Here is an 18684-nt window from a genome sequence, read left to right on the forward strand (position 1 = left end):
CGGGGCGAACCGGCTGTCCGCTGTCGGCACTGCCGTTTCATACGCCCGAGACGGCGTGTTGCGTATGAAACCGCAGGCTCCGCGGCAGTAGGGGAGCGGGCGCGGCGCGGGCGGCAGTAGCCGCAGACGCCGATGGGCGGGCCCCCATTCGAGAGCCCGCCCGTCGACCCCCCGGGACGACCTACTTGGTCAGACGCGCATACCGCGCCAAGTGATAGTCGGTGCTGCCGAACTCGAACTGCACTGCGGTCAGCCGCTTGAAGTAGTGGCCGATCGCCAGCTCTTCGGTCATGCCCATGCCGCCGTGCAGCTGAACGGCGTTCTGCCCGACGAAGCGTGCTGCCCGGCCCACGGTCACCTTGGCCGCGGACACCGCGGCTGCGCGTTCGGTGGGATCGGCGTCGAGGTTGAGCACCGCCAGGTACACCGAAGCCACGGCCTGCTCCACCTCCATGAACATGTCGACCATGCGGTGCTGCAGCACTTGGAAGCTGCCGATCGGCACGCCGAACTGCTGGCGCTGCTTGCTGTATTCGACGGTGTCGGCCAACACCTTTCGCATGCAGCCGACCGCCTCCGAGGCCACCGCGGCGGCGCCCTCGTCGTGGGCGCGCTGCAGCGAATCGGTGGCCTCACCGAGGAACGCCTCGGCGGGCAACTGCAAACCGTCGAAGGTCAGGTCGGCGGCGAGGCGATCATCGATGGTGCGGTAGCCGTGCACGGTCAGACCCGAGGCCGGCGCGGCGGCATCGAATTCGGTGACGAACAGCCCGATCCCGTCATCGGCGCGGGCGGCGATCAGCAGATGCGTAGCCAGCGGCGCGTCGAGCACCACGAACTCCGAGCCGGTCAGCGTCCAGCCCTGGCCGTCCCGTTGGGCGGTGACGCCGTCGGCCTCGGTGCCCGGCTGCGGGGCGCTGACCGCGACCACGGCCTCACCCTCGGCGATCTTCTCCAGCAGCGCATTGGCCACCGGCCCACCGACGCGCTGCAGCAGTCCGCCGGCCACCACGACGGTCCCGACGTAGGGCTCGACGGCCAGGGCATGGCCGAGCGCCTCGGTGATCACCATCAATTCGACTGGGCCACCGCCGATCCCACCGACTTCCTCGGGCAGCGTGGCGCCCAGGATGCCCAGCTCGGAGGCGAACGACTGCCAGATGTCGGGCTGCCAGCCCGGGCCGGTCTTGGCCGCGGTGCGGCTGGCGGTCAGGTCGTAGCGCGTGTTGAGGAACTTGGCGAGCCCGTCGCGCAGCAGTTCCTGTTCGTTGTTCAGTGTGAAGTCCATTTACAGTCCCAATGCTGCCTTGGCGAGGATGTTGCGCTGAATTTCGTTGCTACCGGCGTAGATCGATCCGGCGCGGTCGTTGAAGTACAACAACGGAGCGACCGCTTGCCACGGCTGACCACTGACGTAGCCGTCGGCCGGTGGCTCGTATTGGGTGACCGGGCCGCCCGGCGCGGTGGCGTGCGGCTGGTAGACCCGACCGCGCGGACCCGCCGCCTCGAGCGCCATCTCGGTGATGGTCTGCGACAGTTCGGTGCTGATCACCTTGAGCATCGACGACGCCGGTCCGGGGTTGCCGCCCCCCTCCAGCACCGCCAGGGTGCGGAATTCCAGGATCTCGAGCACCTTGGTGCGGATCCGGGCGTCGGCGAGCTTCAGCGAAAACGCTGAATCATCAATCAGTGCACCGCCGTTGGGGCCGGGCTGATCGGCTGCCGCCGCGGCGATCTTGTCGACCGCCACCTGTAGGGCCGGGGAGGTGGCGCCGCCGCCGCGCTCGAACTCGAGCAGGTATTTGGCGACGGTCCAGCCGTCGTCGATCTTGCCGAGCACGTTGGCCTTGGGCACCCGCACGTTGTCGAAGAAGACCTGGGTCTGAACCTCTTCGCCGGAGGTCATCACCAGCGGGTGGATCTCGATGCCCGGGCTGTTCATCTCCAGCAGGATGAACGTGATGCCCTGCTGCTTGCGTTCGGACCGGGTGGTGCGGACCAGGGCGAACATCCAGTTGGCCTCGACGGCGTGCGTGGTCCAGATCTTCGATCCGGTCAGGATCAGATCATCGCCATCCTCGACGGCCGCCATCTGCAGCGAGGCCAGGTCTGACCCGGACTCCGGCTCGGAGTAGCCCTGGCAGAAGAACACCTCGCCGGTCAGGATGCCGGGCAGGAAGAAGTCCTTCTGTTCCTTGGTGCCGTACTTGATGATGGCGTGCGCGACCATCCGGATACCCATCGGCGACAGCGACGGCGCGCCGGCCAACTGGGATTCGCGGCTGAAGATGTAGTGCTGGGTCAGGGTCCAGTCGCAGCCGCCGTACTCCACCGGCCAGGCCGGGGCAGCCCAGCCGCGCTCGTGCAGGATGGCCTGCCACGCCATGCTGGCTTCGTGATCGGCGTACACGCTGGTCATCAGTTGGCCGCCGCGCCGGATCTCCGGCGTCAGCTTCTCTTCGAGAAAGGCGCGGACCTCATCGCGGAACGCGAGGTCTTTCGCCGACCACTCCACATCCATTCGGCATCCTCCTGGGGCTAACGCGGCGACGCAGGCGCAGACTCGCCGCGGCCGGTGCGGCAACGGTAACAGGTGATTCGATATTTGATCAAATGTCAATAAGGTGCAGGTGGTCGGCCGGATTTCGCCGGGGCGGGGGAGGTTCTGGTGGGCCCGGGCGGCACCTGCGGCGATCGGGGGTGCCGGGCCACGGACATGACGTGCACCACAGTTTGGCGGCCGGCGTGATTCAACGCCCAGCCGGGGTGGTGGCAGCCCGCCAGATCTACGATTAGCCTCGGTGGCGCACGAAGACGTGCCCTGCGGTGGGATACCGGAGCCCGTGACTTGCAATGCTCAGAGGTGACCGCCAGCGCAGGATGGGCCGACGTTCGACCCGTCCAATTCGAAATCCGATCCTCTTGACCGCAGTCCGCTCGCAGTGTGGTGCGCGGACCTGGTCATGAATCCGCCCTGTGTTTCAATCTCGTTGGGCGCGTTGAGAATCGAGAACACTCCATGTCATTGCGAAAGGAGTGCACCATGAACTCCGTATCTGCCGAACGAATCCCCACGCACGTCGAGGTCAACGTCGTCGGGCGGCGGATCGCCCTGCAGATGACCGGCTGGCGAGTGGCTTTGGCCGGCCGGCGGCACAATCGCCCCGGGGTCTGAGCCGACTACCGCTGAGAGATCAGCTGCGCACGTCGTCGCGACGACGTGCCTGACCACCCCGGCGGCGCCGCGGCTTGCTCGAGGGCCGATTGGCTGCGGTGCCGTGGCCGGTCTGACCGGGCTGCTTGGCGCCGTCGGAGTGCTGGGCACGGCTGCGCTGCCCCTGGCCGGCGGGCTTGGCGCCGCGACGCGGAGCCTTCTTCGCCGGCCGGTTGGGCGTCACCGGTGCGGGTGCGGGCGGCGCCTGATAGGGCGCGCGCTCACCGACCAGTGCATGCACCGCCTCGGATTCGGCGTCGACTTCCTGTGGCCGCACGGTGATTCCGGCGCGGCGCAGCAGGGTCTGGGTGTCGCGACGCTGCTCGGGCAGCACGACGGTGACCACGTCACCGGCGTTGCCGGCCCGCGCGGTGCGCCCGGACCGATGCAGATAAGCCTTGTGCTCCATGGGCGGATCGACGTGCACGACGAGTTCGACGTCGTCGACGTGCACACCGCGGGCGGCGATGTCGGTGGCCACCAACACGCGTGCGGTGCCGGCCGAAAACGCCGCCAGGTTGCGGTCGCGCGCGCCCTGGGACAGGTTGCCGTGCAGATCGACTGACGGCACACCGGAGTCGGTCAGCTGCTTGGCCAGCTTGCGCGCTTGATGTTTGGTGCGCATGAACAGGATTCGCCGACCGGTACCCGAAGCCAGGTTGTGCACCAGCTTCTTCTTCTGGTCCGCGCCCGAGACGTGGAACACGTGATGGGTCATGGCGGGAACCGGCGAGTGCGCCTCGTCGAGGGAGTGCCGGACCGGGTCGGCCAGGAACCGCGTCACCAGTTTGTCGACGCCGTTGTCCAGGGTGGCCGAGAACAGCAGCCGCTGACCGCCGGTCGGGGTGGCATTCAGGATGCGGGTGACGCCGGGCAGGAAGCCGAGATCGGCCATGTGGTCGGCCTCGTCGATCACGGTGATCTGCACGGCATCCAGGATCAGCTCACGCTGGCGCATCAGGTCTTCGAGCCGGCCCGGGCAGCCGACCACGATGTCGACGCCGCCGCGCAGCGCGGACACCTGGCGGGTCTGGCTGACCCCGCCGAAGATCGTGGTCACCGACAGACCCAGCGCAGCGGCCAGCGGTTCGATGGTCGCGGTGATCTGGGTGGCCAACTCTCGGGTCGGGGCCAGCACCAGCCCGGAGGGCCGCTTGGCTGCGCTCTTCACGCCGGCCAGTCGGCTGACCAGCGGCAGCGAGAACGCCAGCGTCTTACCGCTGCCGGTCTTGCCGCGGCCGAGCACGTCGCGGCCGGCCAGGGTGTCCGGCAGGGTCTTGGTCTGGATCGGGAAGGGGCTCGTCATGCCGCGGTGGGTCAGGACGTTCACCAGGGATTCGGCCACGCCGAGATCGGCGAAGGACACAGGGGTATTCACGTTTGTTTGCAGCTCTTTCGGAAGCTAGAAGGGCGAGACTGCCGGTGGGCAATATCGATCGCCGCGAGAAAAGTCTTGGGGAAGATGATCCACGACGTACGTCGGCTCAGCAGTGAGCGTGCCGACTTTCGCTGCCGAGTCTAACCCATCCGGTGGCTGCGGCCCGATTCGGTTGCCGTCGACAAGCCGCTGCTGGGCGACCCGTCCTGGGGAAATGCGTGCAGAACCGGCTTGTCGATGGTGAGCAAGGGCACACCGGAAGCCGAGGACATCGAGTGTTTCGCCCGGGTTCAGCAGCAGCGACTGCTCGGGTTGGCGTCAGCGGCCGCGTGCCGCATCCGCCAGTACTCGGCTTCCGAGCACACCGGCTCGCCGGGATGCCGACGCCGGTGCAGCTCGACGTACCGGCGGTAGTGGTTGTCGCCCATCAATGAGGCGCAGTACCAACGGATTTGGCCGAGGAAGCGGCCAGCTCGTCCCATTGCTTCTGCACCTCCTTCTCCACATCGGTGGCCCGCAGCGAAGACGGCGCGAAGATGCGCGACGGCACCACCTCGTCCTCGGTCAGCGGCCGGCCCACGCCCCGGATGTGGCGCACCGCGACGATCACCCCGGCAGCCACCACGATCAGCACCAGCACCGCGAACAGGATCGACAGCGTGCCCTGGATGAAGGTGTTGCGAATGACGTCGTCGATCTGGTCCGGCGTCTTGGCCGCGCCGAAGCTGGACAGCCCGGCGTCCTTGGCCGCCACGTACTGTGCGTGCTGGGTCCAGTAGCCCACCTTCGGGTCCCCGGAGAAGATCTTCTGCCAGGACGCCGTCATGGTCACGATCAGATCCCACAGCAGCGGAACCCCCGGGATCCAGGCCCACTTCAGCAGCCCCTTCTTGATCACCACCACGGTGACCACGGTCAGTGCGATCGCCGCCAGCAGCTGGTTGGCGATACCGAACAGCGGGAACAGCGTGTTGATGCCGCCCAGCGGATCGGTCACGCCCATCAGCAGGATCGAACCCCAGGCGGCCACCACCACCACGCTGCAGATCCAGGCCCCCACCCGCCAGCTCGGGTTCTGCAGCTTGCGCAGCGGGCCGCCCAGGTTGCCCAGACCGTCGGAGAGCATGAACCGCGCCACCCGGGTGCCGGCGTCGACGGTGGTCAGGATGAACAGCGCCTCGAACATGATCGCGAAGTGGTACCAGAACGCCTTGAGATTCGGTCCGCCGAAGGTGTGCAGCACCTCGGCCATCCCGAACGCCAGCGTCGGTGCGCCGCCGGTGCGCGACACGATCGAGGCCTCGCCGACGCTCTCGGCCGCCTCGCTGACCTGTTCGGCGGTGATCGGCGCACCGGACAACCCCAGACTGTTGGCGTACTCGGCCGCGCCCTCGGCGGTGCCGCCGGTGACCGCACCGGGGGCGTTCATCACGAAGTACAGATGCTGGTTGAGGATGGCCGCGGTGATCAGGGCCGTGATCGCGACGAACGACTCGGTCATCATGCCGCCGTAGCCGATCAGCCGCATCTGGCTTTCCTTCTCCAGCAGCTTGGGCGTGGTGCCCGAGGAGATCAGCGCGTGGAAGCCGGACAGTGCACCGCAGGCGATCGTGATGAACAGGAACGGGAACAACGCGCCGGCGAACACCGGGCCGTCGCCGCGGGTGGCGAACTGCGAGATGGCCGGCGCCTCCATGATGGGCCGGGCCAGCACGATGCCCAACGCCAGCAGGCCGACGGTGCCGACCTTCATGAACGTCGACAGGTAGTCGCGCGGGGCCAGCAGGAACCACACCGGCAGCACCGAGGCGGCCAGCCCGTAGATGATCAGGCACCACGACAGCGTGACCTTGGACAAGGTGAACCAGTCTGCACCCCACTCGGTTTCGGCGACCCAGCCGCCGGACACCACGGCCAGCAGCAGCAGCGCCACCCCGATCAGCGACACCTCTGAGACCCGGCCGGGCCGCAGGAAACGCAGGTACAGGCCCATGAAGATGGCGATCGGGATGGTCATCGCGATCGAGAAGACGCCCCACGGGCTTTCGGCCAGCGCGTTGACCACCACCAGCGCCAGCACCGCCAGCAGGATCACCATGATCACCAACACGCCGACGATTGCGGCGGTGCCGCCGACCGCGCCGAGCTCGTCGCGCGCCATCTGCCCCAGCGAGCGGCCACGACGCCGGGTCGAGATCGCCAGCACCAGGTAGTCCTGCACGCAGCCGGCCACCACCGCGCCGATGATGATCCAGATGGTGCCGGGCAGATAACCCATCTGCATGGCCAGCACCGGGCCGACCAGCGGTCCGGCCCCGGCAATCGCGGCGAAGTGGTGCCCGAACAGCACCCGCCGGTCGGTCGGCATGTAGTCGGTGCCGTTCTCGAAGATCTCGGCCGGGGTGGCGTGGTCGTCGCGCGGGCGCACGATCTTCATCTCGACCAACCGGGCGTAGAACCGGAAGCCGATCACGTAGGTGCAGGTCGCCGCGATGACGAACCACACCGCGTTGACCGTCTCACCGCGCACGAACGCGATGACCGCCCACGCGCACGCGCCCAGCAGCGCGATGATCGCGAAGATCACCCGGTGCTTGCGGGTAATCGGTGAGCGGTCGATGACGGCGACCGGAGGAAGTTGCGGGTCGGTGCGGACGTAGGTGACGTCGTCGATGGTCTCTTCGAGACGCTCCGATGGCGCGGCGGCAGGAGTTGCCACAGGTCGAATCCTCCGAATCGGTGGGCGCGGTGCGGATCGATCTTGTCACCGGTACCCGCCCGGATGGAGGGATTCGCCACCCGTACGTGAGAACCGGACACTCAATTATCTGGACCGGGATTCCCAAACCGTGACATCACACGCTAACTTTGTAACGCACATAGGCGTTAGGAAGGAACACGCATGGAGATCAACGGCAAGAAGGCGATCGTCGTCGGCGGCGCTTCGGGCATGGGACGGGCCTCCGCGGAGCTGCTCAAGGCCAAGGGCGCCGAGGTGGCGATCCTGGACCGCGAGGGCTCCGACGGCAAGGACGTCGCGCAGCAACTCGGCGGCACATTCCACGCCGTGGACGTCACCGACTTCGAGGGCACCGAGGCCGCCCTGGCCGCCGCAGTCGGCGACCTGGGCGGGCTGCACATCATCGTCACCACCGCCGGTGGCGGCGTCGGCGAGCGCACGCTGGGCAAGAAGGGCGTGCACAGCCTGGATACCTTCCGCAAGACGATCGATCTGAACCTGATCGCCACCTTCAACATCAGCCGGCTGGCCGCCGAGCACATGGCCAAGAACGAGCCCGAGGACGAAGAGCGCGGCGTCATCATCAACACCGCCTCGATCGCGGCCTTCGAGGGGCAGATCGGGCAGGTCGCCTACACCGCGGCCAAGGCCGGCATCGCCGGCATGTGCCTGACCATGGCCCGCGACCTGGGTTCGCTGGGCATCCGGGTGCTGGCCATCGCGCCCAGCCTGTTCGCCACCGGCCTGACCAAGGGCATCCCGGATGAGTTCGCCACTGCACTGACCAAGGATGCGGCCTTCCCGAAGCGGCTCGGCCGGCCCGAGGAGTACGGCAAGCTGGTCACCGCGATCGTGGACAACCCGATGCTCAACGGCCAGTGCCTGCGTCTGGACGCCGGCCAGCGGTTCGCCCCGAAGTGACGCCCCAAATCAAATAGAGTGCCCTCTTAAGGACGAGACGAGGAGAACCCGTGGGCATCGCACTGACCGACGACCATCGTGAACTCAGTGAGGTGGCCCGCGGGTTCCTCACCGCGCAAAAGGCCCGCGCGGCAGCCCGGGCACTGTTGGACGCCGAAGCGGAAACCCGCCCGCCGTTCTGGACCGAGTTGGCCGGATTGGGCTGGCTGGGCCTGCACATCGGTGAGGAACACGGCGGATCCGGATACGGCCTGCCCGAACTCGTCGTGGTGATCGAAGAACTGGGCCGCGCGGTCGCACCCGGGCCGTTCGTGCCCACCGTTTCGGCCTCGGCGGTCATCGACCGCTCCGGTTCGGACGCCCAGAAACAACGACTGCTGCCCGGTCTGCTGGACGGGTCGGTCACCGCCGCCGTCGGTGTCGAACCCGGTTTGACCCGCGACGGCGGCAAGGTCAGCGGCTCGGCCGGCGTGCTGCTCGGCGCCGGACTGGCCGATCTGCTGCTGCTCACCGTGGGCGACGACGTCGTCGTGCTGCCGCGGGATGCCGCCGGGGTCAGCATCGAGGTCCCACCCAACCTGGATCTGGCCCGTCGGTCCGGGCGGGTGCGCCTGGACGGCGTCGCGATCAGCGACGAGGACGTGCTGGCCGGCGCCGCCGGCCAGGCGCTGGCCATCGTGCGCACCCTGTTCGCGGCCGAGGCCGCCGGCGGCGCCGCGGACTGCGTCGACGCGGCGGTCGAATACGCCAAGGTGCGCCAGCAGTTCGGTCGCACCATCGCGACCTTCCAGGCGATCAAGCATCACTGCGCCAACATGGTGGTGGCCTCCGAATCCACGGTGGCCCTGGTCTGGGATGCCGCACGCGCGCACGGGGATTCACCCGACGAGTTCGCGCTGCTGGCCGCCGCGGCCGCCAGCCAGGCGTTCGGCGGATACTTCCGCAACGCCGAACTCAACATCCAGGTGCACGGCGGCATCGGCTACACCTGGGAGCACGACGCGCACCTGCATTGGCGCCGCGCGTTGACGTTGCGCGCGGTGCTCGGCGGCGACCGCCCCGGGGCCGACGTGTTCGACCTGGCCGCGGCCAAGGTCAAGCGGGCCAACAGCCTGGACCTGCCGGAATCCGCCGAGGAACTGCGCGCCAGCGTGCGTGCCGACGCGGCCGAGATCGCTGGGCTGGACGAGCAGGCGCAGCTGGATGCGCTGATCTCCAGCGGCTACGTGATGCCGCACTGGCCCAAGCCCTTTGGTCGGGCGGCCGGCGCGGTCGAACAGCTGGTGATCGACCAGGAATTCCGTGAGGCCGGGATCAAGCGCCCGGACTACGGCATCACCGGCTGGGTGATCCTGACCCTGATCCAGCACGGAACCCCTTCGCAGATCGAACGTTTCGTGGACAAGGCGCTGCGCAAGGAAGAGATCTGGTGCCAGCTGTTCTCCGAACCGGATGCCGGGTCGGACGCCGCCGGGATCAAGACCAAGGCCGTGCGGGTGGACGGTGGCTGGAAGATCAACGGCCAGAAGGTGTGGACCAGCGGTGCGCACTACTGCCGGCGCGGTCTGGCCACCGTGCGCACTGACCCGGAGGCCGCCAAGCACGCCGGCATCACCACCGTGCTGATCGACATGCAGGCGCCCGGAGTCGAGGTGCGTCCGCTGCGGATGATCAGTGGCGGTTCGGAATTCAACGAGGTGTTCTTCAACGATGTGTTCGTGCCCGACGAGGACGTGGTGGGTGAACCCAACAGCGGCTGGACCGTGGCCCGCGCCACGCTGGGCAACGAGCGGGTCAGCATCGGCAGCGGCGCCGGGGTCACCGGTGTCGATCCCACCGCCCTGATACCGATCGTCGCCGAGCACCCGGATCGGTTGGCCGGGGCCAAACCTCGGGTCGGCAACTTCATCGCCGACGGGCACGCCATGCGGCTGCTGAACCTGCGCCGCGCGGTGCGCAGCATCGAAGGCGCCGGGCCCGGACCCGAAGGCAACATCACCAAACTCAAACTCGCCGAGCACATGGGTGAATTCGCCGCGATCTGGTGTGCGCTGCTGGGACCGGACGCCGCACTGGTGGACGGGCCGGCGGTGTACGCGGTACAGGTGGCGATGGGAGCCCGCGGGATGGCGATCGCGGGCGGCACCTCCGAGGTGACCCGCAACCAGATCGCCGAGCGGATCCTGGGTATGCCGCGTGATCCGCTGATCAAGTAGGTGCCCGACGCCGGTCCCGGCCACAGTCGGGCGGCGCGCGTCGCCCGCCGGATCGAGGCCGACGTGATCGGCCGCGGCTGGCCGATCGGCGAGTCGCTGGGCTCGGAGCCGGGGCTGCGCGAGCAGTACGGCGTGAGTCGCTCGGTGCTGCGGGAAGCCGTGCGGCTGGTCGAACACCACCAGGTCGCCCGGATGCGGCGTGGCCCGAACGGGGGACTGTTCGTCACCGTTCCCGACGCCGGGCCGGCCACCCGCGCGGTGCTGATCTACCTCGACTATCTGGGCATCAGCGTCGACGAACTGCTCGACGCCCGACTGCTGCTGGAACCGTTGGCCGCCGGGCTGGCCGCCGAACGCATCGACGAGGACGGCATCATCCGGCTGCGTGAGCTGGCGCAGGCGGCATCGCAGCGCGGCCACAACGACTTTCACGTCGGGCTGGCGCAGCTCACCGGCAACCCGGTGCTGGCGCTGTTCATCGAGGTGCTGATCCGGTTGACCACCCGATTCGCCCGCAGCGCCGACCCGCCGGCAGCCGCCGTGGTCGACGAAGGGGCCCGGCAGCTGGTCCGCGACCACCAGGGCATCGTGGAAGCGGTCACGGCCGGGGATGCGTTGCGGTCCCGCACCTTGACCGCCGAGCATGTGCAGACCGTGACCGGCTGGTTGCGCGCCCGGCGCCGGGTGCTGCGCGGCGCGGCGCCACCGGCCTCGGCGCGCGGCAAACGGGCCGAGCAGCTGGCGGTCGCCATGTACGACGACATCGTCGCGGGCGGCTGGCGGATCGGGTCGGTGTTCGGCGGTGAGCACGACCTGCTGGAACGCTACGGGGTGTCCAGATCGGTGCTGCGCGAAGCGGTTCGACTGTTGGAGTACCACAGCGTGGCCCGGATGCGCCGCGGTCCCGGCGGTGGGCTGATGATCACCGAGCCGCAGCCGGACGCCGCCGTCGACACCATGGCGCTGCACCTGGACTACCGCGGACCGAGCCGCGACGACCTGCGGCTGGTGCGCGAGGCGATCGAAGTCGACTGCGTGGCCGCGGTGGTGCGCCGCCGCGCCGACGCCGACGTCGCCGCGTTCTGCGACCGGCAGGCCGCCGCCGCGCAGGCCGGCGACGAATCCGAGCAGGCCGGGATGGCCGAGTTGGACTTCCACGACGAGTTGTCCGAGCTGGCCGGCAACCGGGTGCTGACGCTGTTCCTGCGGATTCTGGTCGAGTTGCTGCTGCGGCACTGGACTCCCACCAGGGCGCCGCTGCCCGACGCCCGGGACGCCCGCGAGATGCACCACGCGCACAGCCGGATCATCGAGGCGATCCGCGACGGCGACGACAGCTTGGCCCAGCATCGGACCCGCCGACACCTGGAAGCCCTGTCGTCGTGGTGGGTGTGATCGGCGAGTAAGGTCCGTGCGGTGCGAATTGCTGTGACCGGAGGGACCGGGTACGTCGGCGCCCACATCGTGGTGGCGCTGCTGGCCGCGGGTCATCAGGTGAAGTTGCTGGCCGAACCGAACTGGGCCAATGACGCGCTGCGCGCCCGGTTCGACGCGGCCGGCGACCTCACGGTGCTGACCGGGGACCTGCGCACCCCCGACATCGTCGACGAACTGCTGGACGGCTGCGACGCGGCCCTGCACGGCGCCGGAGTGGTGGGCACCGACGACAGCCGCGAACAGTTGATGTGGGACATCAACGCGCACGCCAGCGAACGGATCATGCGCCGCGGCGTGGCGATCGGGCTGGACCCGATCGTGCTGTTGTCCAGCTACAGCGCGCTGTTCCCGCCACCCGGACCGGTAATCACCCCGGATTCGCCTACCGCGCAAGGTAAGTCGGCGTATGCCCGGACCAAGTCCTATGCCGATCGGGTGGCCCGCGAACTGCAGGCCGAGGGGCATCCGATCGTGGTGACCTACCCGTCCAGCGTGGTGGGTCCGGCGCTGGACACCCCGCCCGGGATCACCGAGCAGGGCTGGGGCACCATCGTGCGGTTCGGGGTGGCGCCCAAGGTGGCCGACGCCGGGATGATGATGATCGACGTGCGCGACGTCGCCGAGGTGCATGAGCGGATCATGCGGCCGGGTCGCGGACCGCACCGCTACCTGTGCGGCGGGCACGCGTTGAGCTTCGACGAAATGATCGCCGCGGTGGAACGCGGGTCCGGCCGGCGGGTACGCCGACTCCCCATGACGCCGGGCATGTTCCGCGGTGTGGGACGGATCTCCGATCTGATCGCCGGCCTGCTGCCGCTGGGCAGCGGGTTCAGCTACGAAGCGGCCCAGCTGATCACGGCCGCGATCCCGACCGACGACACCAAGACGCTGCGGGACCTGGACCTGACCTGGCGTCCGCCGGCCGAAGCGATCGTCGCGTCCTTCTCGACATGAGCGCGCAGCCGGTCGCAGTGGTGACCGGCGCCAGCCGCGGCGCCGGACACGGTATCGCCGCGGCGCTGGCCCAGCACGGCTGGCGGGTCTACGGCACCGGACGCTCGATGGTGCAGGCCCCACCCGGCGGAGTGGCCGTCGCGCTCGATCACCGCGACGACGCGGCGGTGGCCGAACTGTTCGCCCGGGTGCGCCGCGAAACCGGTCGACTGGATCTGCTGGTCAACAACGCCGCCGTCATCTCCGATGCATTGACCCAGGCGAAGCCGTTCTGGGACAAGCCCGTTGAGATGGCCGACGTGCTCGACGTCGGGCTGCGTTCGGCCTACGTGGCGTCCTGGCACGCCGCACCGCTGCTGCTGGAAGCCGAGCGCGGACTGATCGTGTTCACTTCCTCACCCGGTTCGGTGTGCTACATGCACGGCCCGGCCTACGGTGCGCAGAAGGCCGGGGTGGACAAGATGGCCGCCGACATGGCCGTCGACTTCCGCGGCACATCGGTTGCCGCGGTGTCGATTTGGATGGGCATCCTGTTGACCGAGAAGCTGCGCGGCGCGTTCTCCGGTCAGCCCGAGGCGCTGGCCGAGTTCGCCAAACACGCCGAAACCCCGGAATTCACCGGCCATCTGATCGACGCGCTGTACCGCGACACCGAACTCGAACAGCTGAGCGGACACACCCTGATCGGCGCCGAACTGGCCCAGCGCTACGGCATCACCGACGACGACGGACGCCAACCGCCGTCACACCGTGAGATGCTGGGCGCGCCGCGGGAACCCAGCTCGGTGGTGGTGCGCTAAGCGCGCATGCTCTGCAGATTGCGGGTCAGGTAGTCGGCCACCATGTCCTCCTGGGCCGGCCAGGTGCTGGTGGTGATCAGCAGCGCGTACAGACCCAGCAGGAAGAACACCGCGCTGTTGAGCGGGTTGACGTCGGCGCCGACCGTGCCGGCCTGCTGGGCGCGTTCGATCTCCTCGGCGACCAGGATGATCAGCGGATGGTCCTGCTCGGATTCCTTGGGCGGGCGGGTCTGCGAGAAGTGCAGCGCCAGGAAGTCCTGGAACAGCAGCGGCCCGAACCGGCGTTCCAGCCCGACGGTCAACCGGATCGCCTCGCCCAGCGCGTCGGCGAGGTCGTGCTCGCGGCGCAGGAAGCGGCGCAGCGCAGTGGCGATGCGCTCCTCCTCGCGACGCTCGAGTTCGAGCAGCACGTGTTCCTTGGTGGGGAAGTGGAAGAAGAAGGTGCCGTGCGCCACGCCGGCGGCGCCGACGATCGCGGCCACGTCGGCGTTGGCCATCCCGGCCCGCTTGAACTCCGCGACCGCGGCGCCGAGCAACCGTTCCCGCGTCTGCAGACTCTTGGCTTGCCGGGGCGACAACTGCTCAGCCATCACGCTCCTGTTCTCCGTGATTTCGGTGCGCCCAGGTGCGGTGAGCGCCCCTAAACGCACCGAAATCGCTCGCAGCGAGACTATCGCGGCGCAGACTTGGGGCATGGATCCCGCCCTGGAGAACAAGCACCGGGCCATCTGGGGACTGGGCAGCTATCCGAGTGTGGCCGCCGTGGTCGAGCCGCTGGGCCGGGTGCTGGTCGACGCCGTCGGCCTGGGTCCGGGCCTGCGGGTGCTGGACGTGGCGGCCGGCACCGGCAACGCGGCGCTACCGGCGGCAGCGACCGGCGCCGACGTCGTCGCCACCGACCTGGTGCCCGAGTTGCTCGACGAGGGCAAGCGCCGGGCGGCTGCCCAGGGCGTGGAGCTGAGCTGGCAGCAGGCCAACGCCGAGAGCTTGCCGTTCGCCGACGCCGAGTTCGACGTGGTGCTGTCCTGCATCGGCGTGATGTTCGCCCCGCACCACCAGCAGGCCGCCGACGAACTGGTCCGGGTGTGTCGTCCGGGTGGCCGGATCGGGCTGCTGAGCTGGACCCCGGAGGGCTTCGTCGGGCAGATGTTCGCGATCATGCGGCCGTTCATGGCCCCGCCGCCGCCCGGCGCGTCACCGCCGCCGCTGTGGGGCAACGAAGGCCACGTGGTGTCGCTGCTCGACGGCCGGGTCGACGACCTGACCGAGGATCGGCGCACGCTGCGGGTCGACGCGTTCGCCGACGGCGCCGCCTTCCGCGACTTCTTCAAGGCCAACTACGGGCCCACCATCGCGGCCTACGCCGGCCTGGCCGATCAACCGGAGCGGGCCGCCGAGCTGGATGCCGCACTCGCCGCGCTGGGGGACCGGGCGCTGGCCGGCGGGTCGACGATGGACTGGGAGTATCTGCTGGTGGTTGCGCACCGGGTCAACGCCGACTGAGTGGAACCCGGGGCCCGGTACCGGCGCGCGGCGGTACTAACCTGACGGTCGACCCAACGACGTGAGGAGCCCGCGTGACCCCTCTGGCCGGCAACGAGCGCCGCTGACATGCGGCTGGGATTGTCCACCCCGGCGGTGCTGCAGATTCCCGGCGTCGCCTCGGCCTGGGAGGCCGACGCGCAAGCCGCCGATCTGGCCCGGGTGGTCGCGGTCGCCGACGAGCTGGGCTTCGAGTACCTGACCTGCTCCGAGCATGTTGCGCTGCCCACCGCCGATGCTGCGGTGCGCGGCGCTACCTACTGGGATCCGTTGTCCACGTTGGGTTTCCTGGCGGCGCATACGCAGCGGATCCGGCTGGCCACCTCGGTGCTGGTGCTCGGCTACCACCATCCGCTGGAAATCGCCAAGCGGTACGGCACGTTGGACCAGATCAGCGGTGGGCGGTTGATTCTCGGCGTCGGAATCGGTTCGCTGGTGCAGGAATTCGAACTACTCGGGGTGCCGTATGCGCGCCGCGCAGCGCGCGCCGACGACGCCATCCGGGCGCTGCGGGCCTCGTTCTCGACGCCCACCCCGGAGTACCACGGCGAGTTCTACGACTTCGACGGCATGACCGTGTTGCCGCACGCCCGACAGCAGCGGGTGCCGATCTGGGTGGGTGGCCGCAGCCTGGCCTCGCTGCGGCGCGGTGTCGGGTTGGCGGACGGTTGGATGCCGTTCGGGTTGAGCCCGGAAGAGGTCACCGCGATGCTCGCCGAGGTCGAGCTGCCGGACGGTTTCGAGGTGGCGCTGTCCACCGGCTCGGCAATCGACCCGGAAGCCGATCCCGACGGTGCGCGGCGTCGTCTCGATGCACTGCGCGAGGCCGGGGCCACCGTGATCACCTGCGTGGTCGCGGCCCGCAATGTCGAGCACTACTGCGAGCAGCTCGCGCGGGTACGGGAATTGGCCGCACCCGGCTGAGCCACACCCGAGTGACACCCGACCCCCTCGACGAAGGAAAGACATTGGGCACGTATGCGGTAACCGGATCGGCTTCCGGGATGGGCGCGCAGGCCGCGCAGAAATTGCGCGCGGCCGGGCACACCGTGATCGGGGTGGATCTGCGCGACGCCGACGTGATCGCCGACCTGTCCACCCCGACCGGGCGCGCCACCGCCGCTGCCGGGGTACTGGAGGCGGCCGACGGGCGATTGGACGGCGCCGTGTTGGCCGCCGGTGTCGGACCGCTGCCCGGGGCGGGCCGGGCCCGGTTGATCTTCGCGATCAACTACTTCGGCGTGGTCGATCTACTCGAGGCGTGGCGCCCGGCGCTGGCCGCCGCACGCGGCAAAGTGGTTGTGGTGGCCAGCAACTCGACCACCACCATGCCGCTGGTGCCGCGCCGCGCGGTGCGCGCGCTGCTGGCCGGTGATCTGGACCGGGCCGCCGGCGTGCTGAAGATCTACGGCAAGCTGGCGCCGTCGCTGGCCTACGGTGGCTCCAAGATCGCGGTGGCGCGCTGGGTGCGGCGCGCGGCGGTGCAGCCCGAGTGGGCCGGCGCCGGGATCCGGCTCAACGCGATTGCGCCGGGTGCGATCCTGACCCCGCTGCTGGAGAAGCAGCTCGCCACGCCCAGTGAGGCCAAGGCGATCAACGCGTTCCCGGTCCCGGTCGGCCGTTTTGGTGACCCGGGTCAGCTGGCCGACTGGATGCTGTTCATGCTCTCGGATGCCGCCGAGTTCCTGTGCGGCAGCGTGATCTTCGTCGACGGCGGATCGGATGCCTACTTCCGCAGCGACGACTGGCCGGCCCGGGTCCCGACCAGGTCGGTGCCGCGTTACCTGTTCCGGATGGTGCGGCACCGTCGCCGGCGCTGAGTGCTACAGCCGCACCAGGGAGAACGGGTAACTGAGCACACCTGGTGCACCATCACAGCCGGCGTCGAACGACGACGTCAGGGTGCCCTGCAAGCTGACGGCGTCCCAGGAGTAGACGTCCCGGGTCGGGATGACCGGACCGTAATAGACGTTGCCGCACCGCAGGCCATCGGGGACATCGACGGTCAAGGTGTAGCGACCGTCGACCAGATGGGTGTCGCCGACGTACTCGAACGCCTTGGCCACCGGCATCGGTATCGCGTTGATCTGCACGCACCCGTCGACGGCCGGCACGCAGTGCGAGACCGCCCAGGTCCAGGTGTGGAAGTCGTAGCGGTCCGGGATGAGCAACTGGTAGTTGGCGAAGAAGGGCTCGGAATGTGCGGCCGGGGCGACGGTCAGTGCGCCGGCCGTGGCCAGCGCGGATAGCAGACAGCCGAGCGTCGCGGTCTTCATTTTCTACCTCCGTCGAAATCTCAGCCCACAGCAGGCTGCTACATGTGCGAACCGCCGTCGACGCGGAGCTCGGTGCCGGTGATGAAGAATGCGTCGTCGCTGCCCAGCATCGCCACCGCACCGGCTACGGCGTCGGGGCTGGCGAAGATCGCGCCGCCGTCGAGCGGAAGCATCGGTGCGACCTTGCCGAACAGGCTGTAATCGGCATCCTCGGGCAGTCCCGGGCCGACGCTTTGGCCCGAAACTCCGGACCCGTCGGTCATACCGGATGAAATCGAGCCCGGCTGAACGCAATTGAAGCGGATGCCGGACTTGCAGAATTCCGAGGCCCAGGCGTGCGTCATCGACAGCACACCGCCCTTGGAGGCCGCGTAGGCAGCCATGTAGGGATGCGCGAACTGAGCCGAGGTGGAGCTGAAGTTCACCACCGCCGGCCCGTTGCCCTGCTGCAGCGCCTCGATCGCAGCGCGAGTCACCAGGAACGTTCCCACCAGGTTGACCCGCAGCACCCGTTCGAAATCAGCCAGCGTGGTCTCGGTCAACCGGGACGAGCGCAAGATGCCGGCCGCGTTGACCAAGGTGTCCAGCCCGCCGAGCAGCTTCACCGCCTCGGCGACGCCGGTCTGGACCGACTGCTCGTCGCTGACATCGAGCACCACCGTGGACAACTGGTCGGCGCGGTCGCCGGCCTTGGTGACGGTATCGGCGAGCCCGTCGGCGCTGATATCGGCGGCGACGACGTGTCCGCCCTCAGCGAGTATCCGCAGCACGCAGGCCTGCCCGATGCCGGATCCGGCGCCGGTGATCAAAACCCGACGCCCGGTATAACGCGCGAGATTCGCAGCTGATCGATCGGGGACGGACATGGCGGACTCCTGTGTGCAGGCGTTGGCGGGTGACGACAGCAGGCTACGTTCCGCCTTACCCACCGATGTCGCGTGCACCCTTCCCGATGGATGGGACAGCGTATGCCGCCGGTCACGTTGGGCTGTCACCGTCACTGTCGTCGGTGAACCGCGCACCGGCATCGGCGGTCGATGGAACCAGATTCATGGGACCAGAAGTGAAGGGTTTTCGGCGATGGTGAGCAGGACCCAGGACCGCTGGTCTGCTGGCCTGCCGTTGGCCGGGGGTCTGGGATCCGGGGCGATGCAGGCCATTGGTGGGTTGTTTTCGATGGGGGCGGATGCTTTTCGGTTCATTTTT

Annotated in this window: 17 protein-coding genes; 9 read left to right on the forward strand and 8 right to left on the reverse strand. The window is 68.8% G+C overall.

The window, feature by feature from the left end; all coding sequences use genetic code 11:
• Positions 1–181 precede the first annotated feature (181 nt).
• Entirely contained in the window at positions 182–1288 is a 1107-nt protein-coding gene (locus tag AC5Y3P_RS11685) for an acyl-CoA dehydrogenase family protein (RefSeq protein ID WP_500046055.1), read from the reverse strand.
• Positions 1289–2521 carry an acyl-CoA dehydrogenase family protein gene (locus AC5Y3P_RS11690; RefSeq protein ID WP_500046056.1) on the reverse strand — a complete coding sequence of 411 codons (1233 nt, stop codon included), beginning with the start codon at positions 2519–2521 and terminating at the stop codon, positions 1289–1291.
• A 522-nt stretch (positions 2522–3043) separates the two neighbouring features.
• On the opposite strand from AC5Y3P_RS11690, the gene AC5Y3P_RS11695 reads away from it, so the two are divergent.
• Positions 3044–3175 carry a hypothetical protein gene (locus tag AC5Y3P_RS11695; protein WP_500046057.1) on the forward strand — a complete coding sequence of 44 codons (132 nt, stop codon included), beginning with the start codon at positions 3044–3046 and terminating at the stop codon, positions 3173–3175.
• Positions 3176–3194: 19 nt separating this feature from the next.
• On the opposite strand, the gene AC5Y3P_RS11700 is transcribed toward AC5Y3P_RS11695, so the two are convergent.
• The 3 genes from AC5Y3P_RS11700 to AC5Y3P_RS11710 all read right to left on the reverse strand — a co-directional run bounded on the left by AC5Y3P_RS11700 (position 3195) and on the right by AC5Y3P_RS11710 (position 7311).
• Entirely contained in the window at positions 3195–4592 is a 1398-nt protein-coding gene (locus tag AC5Y3P_RS11700) for a DEAD/DEAH box helicase (RefSeq protein WP_500046058.1), read from the reverse strand.
• 290 nt (positions 4593–4882) lie between these two features.
• Positions 4883–5074, reverse strand: coding sequence for a YbdD/YjiX family protein (locus AC5Y3P_RS11705; protein ID WP_500046059.1), 192 nt, complete (start codon positions 5072–5074; stop codon positions 4883–4885).
• Positions 5020–7311, reverse strand: a complete 2292-nt coding sequence (locus tag AC5Y3P_RS11710; protein WP_500046060.1) for a carbon starvation CstA family protein — start codon at positions 7309–7311, stop codon at positions 5020–5022. Before AC5Y3P_RS11710 ends, AC5Y3P_RS11705 begins: the two co-directional genes overlap by 55 nt.
• Positions 7312–7494: 183 nt before the next feature.
• Here AC5Y3P_RS11710 and AC5Y3P_RS11715 point away from each other — a divergent pair, with 183 nt between their 5' ends.
• The 5 genes from AC5Y3P_RS11715 to AC5Y3P_RS11735 are packed head-to-tail and all read left to right on the forward strand — an operon-like array spanning position 7495 to position 13660.
• Complete coding sequence (locus AC5Y3P_RS11715; protein WP_500046061.1) at positions 7495–8253, forward strand: SDR family NAD(P)-dependent oxidoreductase; 759 nt, start codon at positions 7495–7497, stop codon at positions 8251–8253.
• A 50-nt stretch (positions 8254–8303) separates the two neighbouring features.
• Positions 8304–10469: an acyl-CoA dehydrogenase family protein gene (locus AC5Y3P_RS11720; RefSeq protein WP_500046062.1), complete on the forward strand. Its 2166-nt coding sequence runs from the start codon at positions 8304–8306 to the stop codon at positions 10467–10469.
• Positions 10470–11864 carry a FadR/GntR family transcriptional regulator gene (locus AC5Y3P_RS11725; protein WP_500046063.1) on the forward strand — a complete coding sequence of 465 codons (1395 nt, stop codon included), beginning with the start codon at positions 10470–10472 and terminating at the stop codon, positions 11862–11864.
• 21 nt (positions 11865–11885) lie between these two features.
• The gene (locus tag AC5Y3P_RS11730) at positions 11886–12860 is read left to right on the forward strand and encodes an NAD-dependent epimerase/dehydratase family protein (protein ID WP_500046064.1); all 975 of its coding nucleotides are present in this window, start codon (positions 11886–11888) and stop codon (positions 12858–12860) included.
• Positions 12857–13660, forward strand: a complete 804-nt coding sequence (locus tag AC5Y3P_RS11735; RefSeq protein ID WP_500046065.1) for an SDR family NAD(P)-dependent oxidoreductase — start codon at positions 12857–12859, stop codon at positions 13658–13660. The genes AC5Y3P_RS11730 and AC5Y3P_RS11735 overlap by 4 nt, the downstream gene beginning before the upstream one ends.
• On the opposite strand, the gene AC5Y3P_RS11740 is transcribed toward AC5Y3P_RS11735, so the two are convergent.
• Positions 13657–14250: a TetR family transcriptional regulator gene (locus AC5Y3P_RS11740; protein WP_500046066.1), complete on the reverse strand. Its 594-nt coding sequence runs from the start codon at positions 14248–14250 to the stop codon at positions 13657–13659. The two genes, AC5Y3P_RS11735 and AC5Y3P_RS11740, sit on opposite strands and share 4 nt — an antisense overlap.
• A 103-nt stretch (positions 14251–14353) precedes the next feature.
• Between AC5Y3P_RS11740 and AC5Y3P_RS11745 the strand changes: the two genes are divergently transcribed.
• The 3 genes from AC5Y3P_RS11745 to AC5Y3P_RS11755 all read left to right on the forward strand — a co-directional run bounded on the left by AC5Y3P_RS11745 (position 14354) and on the right by AC5Y3P_RS11755 (position 17022).
• Positions 14354–15163, forward strand: a complete 810-nt coding sequence (locus AC5Y3P_RS11745; RefSeq protein WP_500046067.1) for a class I SAM-dependent methyltransferase — start codon at positions 14354–14356, stop codon at positions 15161–15163.
• A 108-nt stretch (positions 15164–15271) separates the two neighbouring features.
• Positions 15272–16126 carry an LLM class F420-dependent oxidoreductase gene (locus AC5Y3P_RS11750; protein WP_500046068.1) on the forward strand — a complete coding sequence of 285 codons (855 nt, stop codon included), beginning with the start codon at positions 15272–15274 and terminating at the stop codon, positions 16124–16126.
• A 44-nt stretch (positions 16127–16170) separates the two neighbouring features.
• Positions 16171–17022 (forward strand): SDR family oxidoreductase, encoded by an 852-nt coding sequence (locus AC5Y3P_RS11755; protein WP_500046081.1) that lies wholly within the window; start codon positions 16171–16173, stop codon positions 17020–17022.
• A 3-nt stretch (positions 17023–17025) separates the two neighbouring features.
• Here AC5Y3P_RS11755 and AC5Y3P_RS11760 read toward each other — a convergent pair whose 3' ends face one another.
• Both AC5Y3P_RS11760 and AC5Y3P_RS11765 read right to left on the reverse strand, forming a co-directional pair.
• Positions 17026–17478: a hypothetical protein gene (locus AC5Y3P_RS11760; protein ID WP_500046069.1), complete on the reverse strand. Its 453-nt coding sequence runs from the start codon at positions 17476–17478 to the stop codon at positions 17026–17028.
• A 38-nt stretch (positions 17479–17516) separates the two neighbouring features.
• Positions 17517–18344, reverse strand: coding sequence for an SDR family NAD(P)-dependent oxidoreductase (locus AC5Y3P_RS11765; RefSeq protein ID WP_500046070.1), 828 nt, complete (start codon positions 18342–18344; stop codon positions 17517–17519).
• Positions 18345–18684: the final 340 nt, after the last annotated feature.

The sequence above is a fragment of the Mycobacterium sp. NGS45 genome (genome assembly GCF_059812645.1).

Coding starts and splice junctions, on each gene's coding strand:
- AC5Y3P_RS11685 (WP_500046055.1), bottom strand. CDS start 1,288: ATGGACTTCACACTGAACAACGAACAGGAACTGCTGCGCGACGGGCTC.
- AC5Y3P_RS11690 (WP_500046056.1), bottom strand. CDS start 2,521: ATGGATGTGGAGTGGTCGGCGAAAGACCTCGCGTTCCGCGATGAGGTC.
- AC5Y3P_RS11695 (WP_500046057.1), top strand. CDS start 3,044: ATGAACTCCGTATCTGCCGAACGAATCCCCACGCACGTCGAGGTCAAC.
- AC5Y3P_RS11705 (WP_500046059.1), bottom strand. CDS start 5,074: ATGGGACGAGCTGGCCGCTTCCTCGGCCAAATCCGTTGGTACTGCGCC.
- AC5Y3P_RS11715 (WP_500046061.1), top strand. CDS start 7,495: ATGGAGATCAACGGCAAGAAGGCGATCGTCGTCGGCGGCGCTTCGGGC.
- AC5Y3P_RS11735 (WP_500046065.1), top strand. CDS start 12,857: ATGAGCGCGCAGCCGGTCGCAGTGGTGACCGGCGCCAGCCGCGGCGCC.
- AC5Y3P_RS11740 (WP_500046066.1), bottom strand. CDS start 14,250: ATGGCTGAGCAGTTGTCGCCCCGGCAAGCCAAGAGTCTGCAGACGCGG.
- AC5Y3P_RS11745 (WP_500046067.1), top strand. CDS start 14,354: ATGGATCCCGCCCTGGAGAACAAGCACCGGGCCATCTGGGGACTGGGC.
- AC5Y3P_RS11750 (WP_500046068.1), top strand. CDS start 15,272: ATGCGGCTGGGATTGTCCACCCCGGCGGTGCTGCAGATTCCCGGCGTC.
- AC5Y3P_RS11760 (WP_500046069.1), bottom strand. CDS start 17,478: ATGAAGACCGCGACGCTCGGCTGTCTGCTATCCGCGCTGGCCACGGCC.
- AC5Y3P_RS11765 (WP_500046070.1), bottom strand. CDS start 18,344: ATGTCCGTCCCCGATCGATCAGCTGCGAATCTCGCGCGTTATACCGGG.